Source organism: Streptomyces sp. NPDC008092 (assembly GCF_042957285.1).
In the GTDB taxonomy this organism is placed as follows: domain Bacteria; phylum Actinomycetota; class Actinomycetes; order Streptomycetales; family Streptomycetaceae; genus Streptomyces.
Genome location: NZ_JBIBHY010000021.1, coordinates 120,467 through 133,739, shown reverse-complemented (window position 1 = coordinate 133,739; position 13,273 = coordinate 120,467). Strand labels below are relative to the sequence as shown.

Below are 13,273 nucleotides of genomic sequence, written 5' to 3'. Positions count from 1 at the left end.
GCGGGCTCAGCGGGCTCAGGTGAAGCGGGCTCAGGTGAAGACGGCGAGGCTCTTCGCCTTGCCCTTCTGCTCCTCGACGAGCGCCAGGAAGCGGCCCTCGGGGTCGAACACGGCGACGGGGCCGGCGCCCGCGTACTCGTCGGGCATCTCCAGGCGCACGCCGTTGGTGAGCAGGCGGGCCCGCCGTTCGTCGACGTCCCAGCGGCGGAACGCGGCCCCGGCGGCCTCCGCGATCGGCATCACGGTCAGCTCCTGCTGGAGCTGGTCGAGGGTGCGCGCGGAGTCCAGCTTGTACGGCCCGACGCGGGTGCGGCGCAGCGCGGTGAGGTGGCCGCCGACGCCCAGGTCGGCGCCGAGGTCGCGGGCGAGGGCGCGGATGTAGGTGCCGGAGGAGCAGACGACGGAGACGACCAGGTCGAGGACGGGGGTGCCGTCCTCGGCGACGGCGTCCCGGACGTCGTACACGGCGAACGACGAGACGGTCACCGGGCGGGCCGGGATGTCGAAGTCCTCGCCGTCCCGGGCGCGCTTGTACGACCGGACACCGTCGATCTTGATGGCGCTGACCTTGGACGGGACCTGCATGATGGCGCCGGTCAGCTTGGCGACGCCGGCGTCGACGGCCTCGCGGGTGACCTCGGAGGCGTCGGTGGACGAGGTGATCTCGCCCTCGGCGTCGTCCGTGACGGTGTTCTGCCCGAGGCGGATGGTCCCCAGGTACTCCTTCTCGGTGAGGGCGAGATGCCCGAGGAGCTTGGTCGCCCTCTCGATGCCCAGGACGAGGACGCCCGTGGCCATGGGGTCGAGGGTGCCGGCGTGCCCGACGCGCCGGGTGCGGGCGATGCCCCGCATCTTGGCGACGACGTCGTGCGAGGTGAAGCCCGACGGCTTGTCGACGATGACAAGGCCGTCGGGCGGGGTGGGCTTGCTGGTCATTCGGCGGCGTCGTCCGTCTCGTCGGCGGAGTCCTCGCCCGGCTTGCGGTACGGGTCGGCCTCTCCGGCGTAGTCGGCGCCCGCGGAGGCCTCGCGGACCTTCGCGTCGGACTGGCGCGCCCGGTCGAGGAGGTCCTCGATGTTGCGGGCGGTGTCCGGAAGGGCGTCCGCCACGAAGGCGAGGGTCGGCGTGAACTTCACGCCGGCGGCCCGGCCGACCTCGGACCGGAGGATGCCCTTGGCGCTCTCCAGACCGGCGGCGGCGGCCTTCCGCTCCTCCTCGTCGCCGTACACCGTGTAGAAGACGGTTGCCTCCCTGAGGTCACCCGTGACCCGGGTGTCCGTGATGGTGACGTGCGAACCGAGCCGCGGGTCCTTGATCCCGCGCTGCAGCTTCTGGGCCACCACCTCTCGAATGAGGTCCGCCAGCCTTTTCGCCCGCGCGTTGTCGGCCACTGGTCCGTCTCCCGTTCTTTCTTCTTGTCGTTCTCAGGTCTCAGGTCTAGTCGTCGTCGCCGTGGAAGCGCCGTCGGACGGACAGCAGCTCCACCTCGGGGCGGCCGGCGACCAGCCGTTCGCACCGGTCGAGTACGTCGGTCAGGTGCGCGGCGTCTCCGGAGACCATGGCGAGGCCGATACCGGCCCTGCGGTGAAGGTCCAGGTGGTCCACCTCGGCGGCACTCACGGCGTACTTCCGCTGGAGTTCGGCGACGATCGGGCGGACGACGGAGCGCTTCTCCTTGAGCGAGTGGATGTCGCCGAGGAGGAGGTCGAAGGACAGGGTCCCCACGTACATGTATGTATCCGGTTAACCCGCCGGTACGGGATCGATGGCCCTGTCAGGAACGGTACCCCGTCCCTGCCGGGGGCTCGACCGACTTTCCCCAGCCGTCACGGGGCTCGGCGCAGGACCCCGTGGTCTCCCACCCGCCCACCCGACTCGGTCGGCTTGAGAGGCCCCGCCACGGGGCTCCGCCCCGGACCCCGGCCTCGCCCACCCACCACCCGACTCGGTGAGCTGAACAGGTGCCCCCTCGGGCGGCGCCTGTTCGACGGCCCGGGACGGTGTCTTCCTGGCCGACCGAGTCGGGTGGTGGGTGGGCGGAGGCCCGGGGTCCGGGGCGGAGCCCCGTGGCGGTTGCCGCCCGGCGGGAAACGTACCGGCCGACGGAACCGAAGTCCCGTCGGCCGGCACCGACCCCGGGCGTTACACCCGCGGCTTCTCGCGCATCTCGTACGTCGCGATGACGTCGTCGATCTTGATGTCGTTGAAGTTTCCGAGGTTGATACCGCCCTCGTAGCCTTCGCGGATCTCGGTGACGTCGTCCTTGAAGCGGCGCAGGCCCTCGATGTTGAGGTTCTCCGCGATGACCTTGCCGTCGCGGACGAGGCGGGCCTTCGTGTTGCGCTTGACCTCGCCCGAGCGGATGAGGACACCGGCGATGTTGCCCAGCTTGGACGACTTGAAGACCTCGCGGATCTCCGCCGTACCGAGCTCGACCTCCTCGTACTCCGGCTTGAGCATGCCCTTCAGGGCCGCCTCGATCTCCTCGATCGCCTGGTAGATGACCGAGTAGTACCGGACATCCACACCCTCGCGCTCGGCCATCTGCGCCGCGCGGCCGGCCGCGCGGACGTTGAAGCCGATCACGATGGCGTCGGAGCCCATCGCCAGGTCGATGTCGGACTCCGTGACCGCACCGACGCCGCGGTGCAGGACGCGGATGTCGACCTCTTCGCCGACGTCCAGCTGGAGCAGGGAGGACTCCAGGGCCTCGACGGAACCAGAAGCGTCACCCTTGATGATGAGGTTGAGCTGCTGGATCTCGCCGGCCTTGAGCACCTTGTCCAGGTCCTCCAGGGACACGCGGCGCGTGCGCTTCGCGAAGGCCGCGTTGCGCTCGCGCGCCGCACGCTTCTCCGCGATCTGGCGGGCCGTACGGTCCTCCTCGACCACGAGGAAGTTGTCGCCGGCACCCGGGACGTTGGTGAGACCCAGGACCTGCACCGGCGTGGAGGGACCGGCCTCGGCGACGTTGTTGCCGTTGTCGTCGAGCATGGCACGGACGCGACCGTAGGCGTCGCCCACGACCATCGTGTCGCCGACCCGCAGGGTGCCTCGCTGGACGAGGACCGTCGCCACGGCACCGCGGCCGCGGTCGAGACGGGACTCGATGGAGATGCCCTGCGCGTCCTGGTGCGGGTTGGCCCGCAGGTCGAGCGAGGCGTCCGCGGTGAGGACCACGGCCTCCAGCAGCGAGTCAATGTGCAGACCCTGCTTGGCGGAGATGTCGACGAACATGGTGTCGCCGCCGTACTCCTCGGCCACCAGGCCGTACTCGGTCAGCTGACCGCGCACCTTGGTCGGGTCGGCACCCTCGACGTCGATCTTGTTGACCGCGACGACGATCGGGACGTCGGCCGCCTTGGCGTGGTTGAGCGCCTCGACCGTCTGCGGCATGACGCCGTCGTTGGCCGCGACGACCAGGATCGCGATGTCCGTCGACCGGGCACCACGGGCACGCATGGCGGTGAACGCCTCGTGACCCGGGGTGTCGATGAAGGTGATCGCGCGGTCCTCGTCGTTGACCAGGGTCGAGACCTGGTAGGCACCGATGTGCTGGGTGATGCCGCCGGCCTCGCCCGCGATGACGTTCGTCTTGCGGATGGCGTCGAGCAGTCGGGTCTTACCGTGGTCGACGTGACCCATGACGGTGACGACCGGGGGACGGACCACCAGGTCGTCCTCGTCGCCCTCGTCCTCGCCGAACTCGATGTCGAAGGACTCCAGCAGCTCGCGGTCCTCCTCCTCGGGGCTGACGATCTGAACCGCGTAGTTCATCTCGCCCGCGAGGAGCTGCAGCGTCTCGTCGGAGACGGACTGCGTGGCCGTGACCATCTCGCCGAGGTTCATCATGACCGCGACGAGCGACGCCGGGTTGGCGTTGATCTTCTCCGCGAAGTCGGTGAGCGACGCGCCGCGGGAGAGACGGATGGTCTCGCCGTTGCCGCGCGGCAGCATCACGCCGCCGACGCTCGGGGCCTGCATGGCCTCGTACTCCTGGCGACGCTGCCGCTTCGACTTGCGACCGCGACGCGCCGGACCGCCGGGACGGCCGAAGGCGCCCTGCGTGCCACCACGGCCACCGGGACCGCCGGGACGACCGCCGAAGCCGGGACGACCACCGCCGCCACCGCCACCGGGACCGCCGCCGAAGCCGCCGCCACCGCCGCCGGGGGCACCGCCGGGACGGCCGGCGAAGCCGCCGCCACCGCCCGGACGGGCGCCACCGCCGCCACCACCGGGACGACCGGCGAAGCCGCCGCCGCCACCGGGACGACCGGCGCCGCCGGGACGACCCGCACCGCCGGGACCGCGACCGCCGCCACCGGGGCCGGGACGCGGGCCGGCAGCGGGACGCTGCGGCATCATGCCGGGGTTCGGACGCGGACCCGCGGAGCCGCCGCCGGGACGCGGACCGCCCTGCGGACGGGGCATGCCGGACGGGCTCGGACGGGAACCGCCGGGAGCCTGCGGACGCGGACCGCCGCCCTGGGCGCCGGGCGCCTGCGGACGGGGACCGCCACCGGGGGCACCGGGGCCACCCGGGCGCGGACCGCCCTGCGGGCGCGGGGCCTGCGGACGGGCCATGCCGGTGGAGCCACCGGACGTGAAGGGGTTGTTACCGGGACGCGGACCGGCCGGACGGGCACCGCCCGGACGGGGGGCGCGCTCGCCACCGGGACGCTGGCCGCCCTGGCCCGGACGGGCCTGGCCCTGACCGGGGGCGGGACGACCGCCGGGACGCGGAGCGCCCTGGCCCTGGCCCTGGCCCTGGCCCGGACGCGGGCCGGCCTGCGGACGCGGACCCTGCGCGGCGGCCGGGCTCGGTGCCGCGGCGGCCGGAGGCGCCGGCGGAGCCGTGAACTCGGGCACGGCGGGAGCCGGACGCGGGGCGGGCTTGGGACCCGGACGCGGGCCGGAGGCGGCCGGCGCGGGGGTGACCGGCGCAGGCGAGACCGGCGCGGGGGTGACCGGAGCCGAAGCCGCAGGCGCCACCGGAGCCGCGGGCGCGGCCGGCGGCTGCGGGGCGGCCGGACGCGGGGCGCCGGGCTTCGGGGCACCCGGACGGGCCGACTGCGCCGGGGAGGGCGCGCCGGGCCTGGGGGCCGCCTTGCGGGGGGCGGGCTTGCCGCCGCCCTGGAAGGCGTCGGTCAGCTTGCGTACAACGGGCGCCTCGATCGTCGAGGACGCCGAACGGACGAATTCACCGAGTTCCTGGAGCTTGGCCATGACGACCTTGCTCTCAACCCCGAACTCCTTGGCGAGTTCGTATACCCGGACCTTAGCCACTTCGCTCCTTTTAGGTCCGGGTGCGTCCGGACCGTCGCTACTTCATGGGCGTACTCATCGCGTGCTCATCGAGTGCTCATCGCAATCTCGACCTACTTCCAACTCGCGGGGTACCAGAGCCGCACGGACGTTCCGAACGACGCTTCTTACGGTGTTACTGCTCGACGTACCGGCGCAACGCCTTTACGTCCAGCGGACCCGGGGCGCGCAGCGCCCGCGGGAGTGCCCGGCGGCGCACCGCCTGGTCCAGACAGACCTGGGCGGGGTGCACATATGCACCCCGGCCGGGCAGCGTACCGCGAGGATCGGGGACGCATTCGTCCTCGACCGCCACGATCCGCAGCAGTTCGGTCTTGGCCGCTCGCTGCCTGCACCCCACACAGGTGCGCTCAGGGCATGCGCGGGCATGCGTCCGGCCAGACACGACTAAGTCTACCTCCCCGGACCGACCTCACCCCTTCGGGGCAAAGATCGAACGCCCGTTGTCGTAATCCAAGCGACCTGCGGCTTGGAACTATTCCCCTCGTCCGAGTGAACCCCGGCGGGGGCCCGGGCGGGAGCCCCGTCGGGTGATCTACTCGGGCGCCTGTTCGGTGTCCGGGCGGATGTCGATCCGCCAGCCGGTGAGGCGGGCGGCGAGCCGGGCGTTCTGCCCCTCTTTGCCGATCGCCAGCGACAGCTGGTAGTCCGGCACGGTCACCCGGGCGGACCGGGACGCCAGGTCCACGACCTCGACCTTGGAGACGCGGGCCGGGGACAGCGCGTTCGCCACCATCTCGGCCGGGTCGTCCGACCAGTCGACGATGTCGATCTTCTCGCCGTTCAGCTCGCCCATGACGTTGCGGACCCGGCCGCCCATGGGGCCGATACAGGCGCCCTTGGCGTTCAGACCCGAACGGGTGGAACGGACCGCGATCTTCGTACGGTGACCGGCCTCGCGGGCGATGGCGGCGATCTCGACGGACCCGTCGGCGATCTCCGGCACCTCCAGCGCGAAGAGCTTCTTCACGAGGTTCGGGTGGGTACGGGAGAGCGTGACGGAGGGGCCGCGGACGCCCTTCGCCACCCGTACGACGTACGACCGCAGCCGCAGCCCGTGCGGGTAGGTCTCGCCGGGGACCTGCTCCTGCACCGGCAGGATGGCCTCCAGCTTGCCGATGTCGACGAGCACGTTCTTCGGGTCGCGGCCCTGCTGGACCACGCCGGTGACGATGTCGCCCTCGCGGCCGGCGTACTCGCCGAGCGTGGCGTCGTCCTCGGCGTCGCGCAGCCGCTGCAGGATCACCTGCTTGGCGGTGGTGGCGGCGATCCGCCCGAAGTCCGACGGGGTGTCGTCGAACTCGCGCGCCTCCTGCCCCTCCTCCAGGTCCTCGGGGTCCTCCTTCGCCCACACGGTCACGTGCCCGGTGTTCCGGTCGAGCACCACGCGCGCGTGGCGGCGGCTTCCCTCGGTGCGGTGGTAGGCGATGAGGAGGGCCGACTCGATCGCCCCGACCAGCAGGTCGAAGGAGATCTCCTTCTCCCGAACCAAGCCCCGCAGGGCGCTCATGTCGATGTCCACGGCTACGCCTCCTCTTCTTCCGTCATGTCCTTCTTGTCCTTGCGGTTGAACTCGACCTGCACACGCGCCTTGTCGATGTCGGCGAACCCGAGCCTGCGGCCGGTGGCCTTGCGGCCCTTGACACCGGGCACCTCCAGGTCGAGGCCCTCGTCGTCGACGTCCAGGATCCTGGCGACCAGTTCCCCGCCCTCGGCCAGCTGGAACCGCACCAGGCGGTCCACGGCGCGCAGGTAGTGGCGGTGCTCGGTGAGCTGGCGCTCCGCGCCGGGGGTGCCCACCTCCAGGGTGTACTCCCCCTCGCCCATCGCGTCCGTCTCGTCGAGCTTCGCCGAGAGCTCACGGCTCACATCGGCGATCTGGTCCAGGTCCGCCCCGGTGTCGGAGTCGACGACGACACGCAGCACACGCTTGCGTCCGACGGAGTCCACGGCGATCTCTTCGAGATCCAGTCCCTGGGAGGTGACGAGCGGTTCCAGGAGCTCTCGCAGCCTCTCGCTCTGGGTGGTGCTCATCCGGGTGACTCCTCGGCCGCGTGTGCTGTTGTGGGATGGGTCGCGTGTCTGGTCAAAGGGTATCGGGTCGCGGGGGGTGTTGCGTCCGGGTGCGTGCGGCGGGGGGCCGGGCGCCTACGGGGGTGGGGGCTCTGGTTTGCGGGCGGGTGCGGGCTGTTCGTGGCTGGTCTCGCGGTTCCCCGCGCCCCTTGGGTCGGCCGTCGAGCCGGTGACATGAGTTCGAGGGGGACACGGGTACCGTGATCACGGTCGGGTGGATGTCCGCCCGTGTGTTCGTACGAGCCCCCTTGAGGACGTCTGCCGTGTCGTTGCCCTCCCTGTTGCGCAGAAGGAGCCTGATGGTCTCGGTGGCCTCGGCTGCCGTGCTGACGGGCTGCTCCTCCGGTTCGGACTCCGCCGGGAACGGTGGGAACGGGAGTACGTCACCGTCCGCGCGGGCACGCGCGCGTGCGGCACGGGACAGCCGGGGGCTGTTGCGGCAGTACGACGCCGTCCTCGCCGTTCATCCCGCGCTCGCGGAACGGTTGCGGCCGTTGCGGGCGGAGGTGGCCGCGCATGCGGCGGCGTTCGAGGAGGGCACCGCCTCCCCTACGGCGACGGGCTCTCCCTCCCGCACGGCGACGGGCTCTCCCTCGTCCGCGGCGGCCTCGCCGACCGTGCCCGCCGACGAGAAGTCCGCGCTCGCCTCGCTGGCCGCCGCCGAGCGGAGCCTTGCCGACCAGCGGGCCAAGGCACTGCTGGACGTGCCGGGCGAACTGGCCCGGCTGCTGGCCGGGGTGGCGGCGGCCGGGGCCGGGCACGCGTACCTGCTGACGAAGGGTGACCGGTGAGCGACGAGGCGGAGGCGGGCGTCCTCAAGGCGCTCCAGGCGGCGCTGGCGGCCGAGCACGCGGCGGTGTACGGCTACGGCGTCGTCGGCGGCCGGATCGGGGCGCAGCGGCTGGCCGAGGCACGCTCGGCGTACGACGCGCACCGGGCCGGCCGGGACGCGCTGGTCCGCGAGGTCCGGGATCTGGGTGGTGCGCCGGTCGCCGCGAGCGCCGCGTACGCGCTGCCGTTCGCGGTCACGGACACCGCGACGGCCGTACGGCTCGCGGCCGAGTTGGAGCAGCGGGTGGCCGACGTCTACTCCGACCTGGTCCGGGCCGCCTCGGGCGAGGGGCGCGGCTCGGCGGCCGCGGCGCTGCGCGAGGCCGCGGTGCGGGCGGTGCGCTGGAGCGGGGAGAGCGTAGCCTTCCCTGGGCTCGCCGAGCGGGCGGGTGCCGGGGCGGGTTCGGGGGCGGCGGCCGGTGGGTCGGCGTCGCCCTCGGTTTCCGCTCCGGTTTCTGCTTCGGCATCGGCTTCGGTGACTCCCTAGAGCTGGAAAGGAACGACTCGCGTATGGCTTTCGAACCGCCGCGGCGCCTGGTGAGGGCGCTCGGTGAGACGGCGCCGGACGGTGACGAGTGGCTGGAGAAGCTGCCGGGCGCGGTGGAACACGCCGTCGCGCTACGCGAGTTGACCGTGGAGCGGGTGCAGGTGCCCGGCGGCCGCAGCAGTGTGGTGCTGCTGGTGCGGCGGGCGGACGGCACGCCTGCCGTGCTGAAGCTGGCGCCGCGGCGGGCCAGGCCGGAGAGCGAGGCGGCGGCGCTGGCGCACTGGGGCGGGCTCGGTTCGGTGCAGGTGCTGGAGGCCGACGGACCCGCGGGCGTGCTGCTCCTGGAGCGGCTGCATCCGGAGGTGTCGGTGCGCTCGCTGCCCGAGGCGAAGGCGTTGCTGGAGGCGGCGGGGACGCTCCGGCGGCTCTGGGTGCCGCCGCCCAAGGAGCACGTCTTCGAGACCGTGGCCGGGCGGACGGGGCGGCAGGCCGCGGCGATGGCCTGGGCGGCCGGTGACTCCGAGGCGGCGCCGTTGGTGGCGGCGGCGGTCGCGGCCCGGGAGGAACTGGTGACCGCGCCGCCCGAGCAGCGGCTGCTGCACGGCACGTTCCGGCAGAGCAAGGTGCTGGCCGGGGAGCGGATGCCGTGGCTGGCGGTGGGACCGGATCCGGTGGTCGGGGAGTGCGCGTTCGATCTGGCGCGGCTGGTGCGGGACCGGGTGGAGGACCTGATCGCCTCGCCCTCGGGGGCGACCATCACCCGGCGGCGGATCAAGCGGCTCGCGGAGTCCTTGGAGGTCGACCAGGAGCGGTTGCGGGGGTGGACGCTGTTCCGGGCGGTGGAGTCGGGTGTGCGGGCGCTTCGGGTGGGGCGGCCGAGGGATGCGGAGCTGTTGCTTGAATTCGCGGGGTGGGTTTGACGACTTCGGCCGCGGGCCCGGTGGGGGCCGGTCGCGCCCACGCGGCGGAGCCGCACATCCGATACGGCCCCGCGCCCCTGAAGGGGCGCTCAGTCCTCCCTCAGTTTCAAGGCCAGGACCGGACAGTCAGCCGCCGCTCTGCGGGCTCGTTTCCTCGTGCGCGGGGGTATGGGGCGGCCGTCGACCAGTGGGTAGCCCCATTCGTCGAGGGTGATGTGCTCGGGGAGCAGCTCGGCGCACAGGCCGTGGCCCTGGCAGGACGTCCAGTCGATGGTGATGTGCTGGTCCATGTCAGATCCCTTCCGCCGGTACGGGGAGCAGCGGGGTGTGGTCGGTCGCGGTGCAGTGGCCGTGGGCGTGGGCGTCGAGTTCGGTGGCGAAGGTGGTGAGGGCACTGCGGACCAGGCGGATCGTGCCGTCGGGGTGGTGGCAGGCACCTCTGCCCTCCACCAGGCCCGCCCAGCGGGAGATGTCCGTGCGGGTGCGGCCCTGGGGGCCGGGGGTGGCCAGGGTCTGGAAGGCGGCGGCGATGCGCGGGAGGCCGTTGAGGCAGGGGCCGCACTGGCCCGCCGACTGCAGCGCCAGGTAGCGGAGGACGCGGGCGGTTTCGGCCGGTCCGCAGCGGTCGGCGGGCAGGGCGGCCAGTACGCCCGCGCCCAAGTAGGCGGAGGAGAGCGGGACCTGGGCGGCCTCGGCGGCCGGGATCCAGGTGCCGTGGTAGCCGCCGACCAGGACCGCGGACGTGCCCTCCAGCGGCAGGAGCCGGCCGACGGGCATGCCGAACGGGGCTTCCACGACCCGGACTTCACGGCCCGGCGCGTGCACGGTGCAGAGGGTGCTGCCCGGTTCGGCGGGGGTGCCCGCCGAGCGGAACCAGACGGCGCCGTAGCGGGCGATCAGCGCCAGGTGGGCCAGCGTCTCCACGTTCTGGACCAGGGTGGGGGCGCGGCGCACCCCGCGTTCGCGGACCGGCGGGACCGGGTGGGTGGGGCGGGCGGGGCCGCCGGAGAGGTACTGGACCAGGGCCGAGGCCTGGCCGGAGAGGAAGCGTGCGGGGAGGCGTACGACCTGCACGCGGACCGGGTCGCGACGCTGGGCGAGGGCCGACTCCAGGTAGGAGGCGCCGTCCTCGACGGCGAGGTACGCCTCCGCCACGCCGACCGCCTCGGCCGCCAACTGCAGTCCGTCCAGGACCAGATGGGGCGACAGCCGGAGCAGGGTCCGGTCCTTGTGGCTGGCCGGTTCGCTCTCCGCGCCGTTCGCGACGACGACCGGGGCACGCTCGCCGCGGCGGGCCGCGTCGGCGACCGCGACGAACTTCCGGTACGCCGGGAAGCCCGCCCCGCCGCGCCCGGTGAGCCCGGATTCGGCCAGGGTGCGCAGCAGGGCCGCCGGATCGCCGTACGCGAGCGGGCCGTAGCGCTGTTCGTGCGTGGTGAGGTCGGCCGGGGTGCCGCCGGGGGCCAGCAGGCGCGGGGACATGTAGACGTCGGTGAAGAGCGTGGTCATCAGTGGGCCCCTTCGGTGTGCAGCAGTGCGGCGGGGGTCTGGCGGGCGGCTCGGACGGCCTGTGCGGTGCGCAGGGCGAAGGCGGTGACCACCGTCGCGACGCACGCCACGGTCAGCCAGGTCATCCAGTCGGTGCCGGCGTCCGTGCCGATGCCGATGCCGTGGACGAGGGCGACCGGCCAGGAGGCGTACGCCAGCCAGTGCACGGCCCGCCAGGTGCGGTGGCCCAGGCGGTCGCGGAGGAGGCTGGTGACGAGGACCGCGAGCATCAGGTCGAAGGCGACCGTGCCGAGGCCGAGCCAGAGCGGCTGGTAGTCGGAGACGAAGGGGACGAGGGCGTCCAGCACCGTGATGTTCACGTAGCCGTCGACGACCGCGGTGGTGATGTGCAGGGCCAGGAAGGCGGTGGCGGAGAGGGAGAGCGTGCGGTGCAGGCCCATGGTGCCGAACCGCGGCAGGCCGGGGAGGCGGGCGCGGAGGCGGACGGCGATGCCGAGGAGGACGACCACGGTGAACAGGACCAGGCAGACGGCACCGGTGGCCCGGTTGGCGTACCAGAGGGTCTCGGAGGTCATGCCGCCGCCTCCAGTGCCGTGCGGGGGGCGGGCCAACCGGGTGTGGTGACGACGGTGCCGTTGTGCGTGACCAGGCGGGCGGGCAGCCCGAGGCGGGTCAGCCAGCGTGCCGCGCCCGCGCCCTTGACCAGGGCCGCCGTGGTGGCCGCGTTGGCGTCGGCGCAGTCGGCCGCGGCCACCGAGACCGTGCGCCACGGGGAGCGGACCGGCAGTCCGGTGCGCGGGTCGACGATGTGGTGCAGGTCGTAGCCGCCGCGCTGCCAGCGGCGGGCGCCGGTGCCGGAGGTGGCGAGGCCGCCGGAGCGCAGGCCGACGGTGTCGTACGACCCCTGCGCGGGCGTCTCGTCCACCGGTCCGGTGATGTCCTGGACGCGGATCTGCCAGCCGCCCGCCGGGGGCTCGCCGGCGACGGCGGTGTCGCCGCCGAGGCTCACCAGCACTCCGCAGCCGGCCGTGTCGGCCAGCAGCCGCGCGGCCCGGTCTGCGGCCCAGGCCTTGGCCGTGGCGCCCAGGTCGAGGCGGACGCCCTCGGGGACGGTGACCGTGCCGGTCGCCGGGTCCAGGCCGACCTTGCGCCAGCCCGGGGCGCGGCGCACCCGCAGGGAGACGGGGCGGTCGTCCTCGCGGACCAGGGTGAAGTCGCGGTCGTAGCCGATCGCGTCCATCGCCGAGCCGACGGTCGGGTCCACCGCGCCGTCGGTCGCCGCGGCCGCGCGCAGGGCGACGGCGAGGGCCTCGGCGAGCAGCGGACTGACCCGGACCGGGCGGCCGTGGGCGGTGTCGAGGGCGGCCAGTTCGGAGTCGGTGCGGAACCTGCTGCAGGCCGCGTCGACCTCGGCGAGCTGCCGGGCGAGGAGCAGGTTGCAGGAGTCCAGCAGGGCCGGGTCGGTGACGACCAGGCGGACGGTGGTGCCGAGGGCCCGCCACTCGGCGGCGGCCGTCGGGCGCGGGGCGCGGGCGGCGGTCATGACGCCCCCGAGGTGGAGTCGGCGGAACCCGATCCGCTGCCGGAGGTGAGGCCGTCGGAGGAGGACTGGAGGTCCGAGGACGACGAGTCGGAGGAGCTGGACGAGTCGGAGGAGCTGGACGAGCCGGAGGAGCTGGACGAGCTGGACGAGCCGGACGAGTCGGTCGACTTGGAGGACGAGGAACTGTCCGTGTCCGAGGTCGAGTCGGAGCTGCTGGAGCTGCTGGAGCTCGACGTCGTACCGCTGCCGCTGCTCGCCGTCGTCTCGGCGTCCGACTGCATCGTGCCGACCAGGGCGAACACCCCGGCCGCCGCGGCGAGCGTGACCGCCGCCGCCAGGGCCGCCGTGCGCCGGGTCCCCCGGCGGACCGCCGCGGCCGCGCCCCTTTCCCCGGACTTTTCGCCGTGCACTCTCTCGGTCATGACCGATCCCCTCCTGCGTGACTCTCTGTCACGCATTACGTTCGGGTATCGGCCTGAGAGAAGTCTGTGAGGCTCCCATACGGAGCGGAAGAACTGTCTGAGACGTTCCTGAAAAGCCGCGGCGGCCCCCGGTGTGTCACCGGGGGCCGCCGCGACGGGA

General features: G+C 73.3%; 15 protein-coding genes. 3 read left to right on the top strand and 12 right to left on the bottom strand.

The window, feature by feature from the left end; genetic code table 11:
• Positions 1-30 precede the first annotated feature (30 nt).
• From truB to rimP, 7 genes are all read right to left on the bottom strand, one after another.
• A complete protein-coding gene (truB, locus tag ACFZB3_RS45025) occupies positions 31-936 on the bottom strand; it encodes a tRNA pseudouridine(55) synthase TruB (RefSeq protein ID WP_391388582.1) in 906 nt (301 codons plus the stop codon).
• On the bottom strand, positions 933-1,391 hold the full coding sequence (gene rbfA, locus ACFZB3_RS45020; protein ID WP_391388580.1) for a 30S ribosome-binding factor RbfA: 459 nt from the start codon (positions 1,389-1,391) through the stop codon (positions 933-935). The genes truB and rbfA overlap by 4 nt, the downstream gene beginning before the upstream one ends.
• 46 nt (positions 1,392-1,437) lie before the next feature.
• Positions 1,438-1,731 (bottom strand): DUF503 domain-containing protein, encoded by a 294-nt coding sequence (locus ACFZB3_RS45015; RefSeq protein ID WP_046732584.1) that lies wholly within the window; start codon positions 1,729-1,731, stop codon positions 1,438-1,440.
• Between the two features lie 411 nt (positions 1,732-2,142).
• Entirely contained in the window at positions 2,143-5,289 is a 3,147-nt protein-coding gene (gene infB / locus ACFZB3_RS45010; RefSeq protein WP_391388576.1) for a translation initiation factor IF-2, read from the bottom strand.
• Between the two features lie 154 nt (positions 5,290-5,443).
• Positions 5,444-5,713 (bottom strand): YlxR family protein, encoded by a 270-nt coding sequence (locus ACFZB3_RS45005; protein ID WP_294004377.1) that lies wholly within the window; start codon positions 5,711-5,713, stop codon positions 5,444-5,446.
• A gap of 150 nt (positions 5,714-5,863) precedes the next feature.
• A complete protein-coding gene (nusA, locus tag ACFZB3_RS45000) occupies positions 5,864-6,850 on the bottom strand; it encodes a transcription termination factor NusA (protein WP_391388571.1) in 987 nt (328 codons plus the stop codon).
• A gap of 2 nt (positions 6,851-6,852) precedes the next feature.
• Positions 6,853-7,362, bottom strand: a complete 510-nt coding sequence (rimP, locus tag ACFZB3_RS44995) for a ribosome maturation factor RimP (RefSeq protein WP_391388569.1) — start codon at positions 7,360-7,362, stop codon at positions 6,853-6,855.
• A 257-nt stretch (positions 7,363-7,619) separates the two neighbouring features.
• On the opposite strand from rimP, the gene ACFZB3_RS44990 reads away from it, so the two are divergent.
• The 3 genes from ACFZB3_RS44990 to ACFZB3_RS44980 are packed head-to-tail and all read left to right on the top strand — an operon-like array spanning position 7,620 to position 9,639.
• Positions 7,620-8,192 (top strand): hypothetical protein, encoded by a 573-nt coding sequence (locus ACFZB3_RS44990; RefSeq protein WP_391388566.1) that lies wholly within the window; start codon positions 7,620-7,622, stop codon positions 8,190-8,192.
• Positions 8,189-8,719, top strand: coding sequence for a DUF4439 domain-containing protein (locus ACFZB3_RS44985; protein WP_391388563.1), 531 nt, complete (start codon positions 8,189-8,191; stop codon positions 8,717-8,719). Before ACFZB3_RS44990 ends, ACFZB3_RS44985 begins: the two co-directional genes overlap by 4 nt.
• A 23-nt stretch (positions 8,720-8,742) precedes the next feature.
• Positions 8,743-9,639, top strand: a complete 897-nt coding sequence (locus ACFZB3_RS44980; RefSeq protein WP_391388560.1) for an aminoglycoside phosphotransferase family protein — start codon at positions 8,743-8,745, stop codon at positions 9,637-9,639.
• An 89-nt stretch (positions 9,640-9,728) separates the two neighbouring features.
• Here ACFZB3_RS44980 and ACFZB3_RS44975 read toward each other — a convergent pair whose 3' ends face one another.
• The 5 genes from ACFZB3_RS44975 to ACFZB3_RS44955 are packed head-to-tail and all read right to left on the bottom strand — an operon-like array spanning position 9,729 to position 13,113.
• On the bottom strand, positions 9,729-9,929 hold the full coding sequence (locus ACFZB3_RS44975) for a ferredoxin (RefSeq protein ID WP_217554884.1): 201 nt from the start codon (positions 9,927-9,929) through the stop codon (positions 9,729-9,731).
• A gap of 1 nt (position 9,930) precedes the next feature.
• Positions 9,931-11,148 carry an NADH-ubiquinone oxidoreductase-F iron-sulfur binding region domain-containing protein gene (locus tag ACFZB3_RS44970; protein WP_391388558.1) on the bottom strand — a complete coding sequence of 406 codons (1,218 nt, stop codon included), beginning with the start codon at positions 11,146-11,148 and terminating at the stop codon, positions 9,931-9,933.
• Positions 11,148-11,723 (bottom strand): ferric reductase-like transmembrane domain-containing protein, encoded by a 576-nt coding sequence (locus tag ACFZB3_RS44965; RefSeq protein ID WP_391388555.1) that lies wholly within the window; start codon positions 11,721-11,723, stop codon positions 11,148-11,150. Before ACFZB3_RS44965 ends, ACFZB3_RS44970 begins: the two co-directional genes overlap by 1 nt.
• Positions 11,720-12,691, bottom strand: coding sequence for an FAD:protein FMN transferase (locus ACFZB3_RS44960; RefSeq protein WP_391388552.1), 972 nt, complete (start codon positions 12,689-12,691; stop codon positions 11,720-11,722). The genes ACFZB3_RS44965 and ACFZB3_RS44960 overlap by 4 nt, the downstream gene beginning before the upstream one ends.
• Complete coding sequence (locus ACFZB3_RS44955) at positions 12,688-13,113, bottom strand: hypothetical protein (protein ID WP_391388549.1); 426 nt, start codon at positions 13,111-13,113, stop codon at positions 12,688-12,690. The genes ACFZB3_RS44960 and ACFZB3_RS44955 overlap by 4 nt, the downstream gene beginning before the upstream one ends.
• Positions 13,114-13,273 lie beyond the last annotated feature (160 nt).

Coding starts and splice junctions, on each gene's coding strand:
- ACFZB3_RS44965 (WP_391388555.1), bottom strand. CDS start 11,723: ATGACCTCCGAGACCCTCTGGTACGCCAACCGGGCCACCGGTGCCGTC.
- ACFZB3_RS44960 (WP_391388552.1), bottom strand. CDS start 12,691: ATGACCGCCGCCCGCGCCCCGCGCCCGACGGCCGCCGCCGAGTGGCGG.
- ACFZB3_RS44990 (WP_391388566.1), top strand. CDS start 7,620: ATGTCCGCCCGTGTGTTCGTACGAGCCCCCTTGAGGACGTCTGCCGTG.
- ACFZB3_RS44975 (WP_217554884.1), bottom strand. CDS start 9,929: ATGGACCAGCACATCACCATCGACTGGACGTCCTGCCAGGGCCACGGC.
- ACFZB3_RS44970 (WP_391388558.1), bottom strand. CDS start 11,148: ATGACCACGCTCTTCACCGACGTCTACATGTCCCCGCGCCTGCTGGCC.
- ACFZB3_RS45015 (WP_046732584.1), bottom strand. CDS start 1,731: ATGTACGTGGGGACCCTGTCCTTCGACCTCCTCCTCGGCGACATCCAC.
- ACFZB3_RS44980 (WP_391388560.1), top strand. CDS start 8,743: ATGGCTTTCGAACCGCCGCGGCGCCTGGTGAGGGCGCTCGGTGAGACG.
- truB (WP_391388582.1), bottom strand. CDS start 936: ATGACCAGCAAGCCCACCCCGCCCGACGGCCTTGTCATCGTCGACAAG.
- ACFZB3_RS44955 (WP_391388549.1), bottom strand. CDS start 13,113: ATGACCGAGAGAGTGCACGGCGAAAAGTCCGGGGAAAGGGGCGCGGCC.
- rimP (WP_391388569.1), bottom strand. CDS start 7,362: ATGAGCACCACCCAGAGCGAGAGGCTGCGAGAGCTCCTGGAACCGCTC.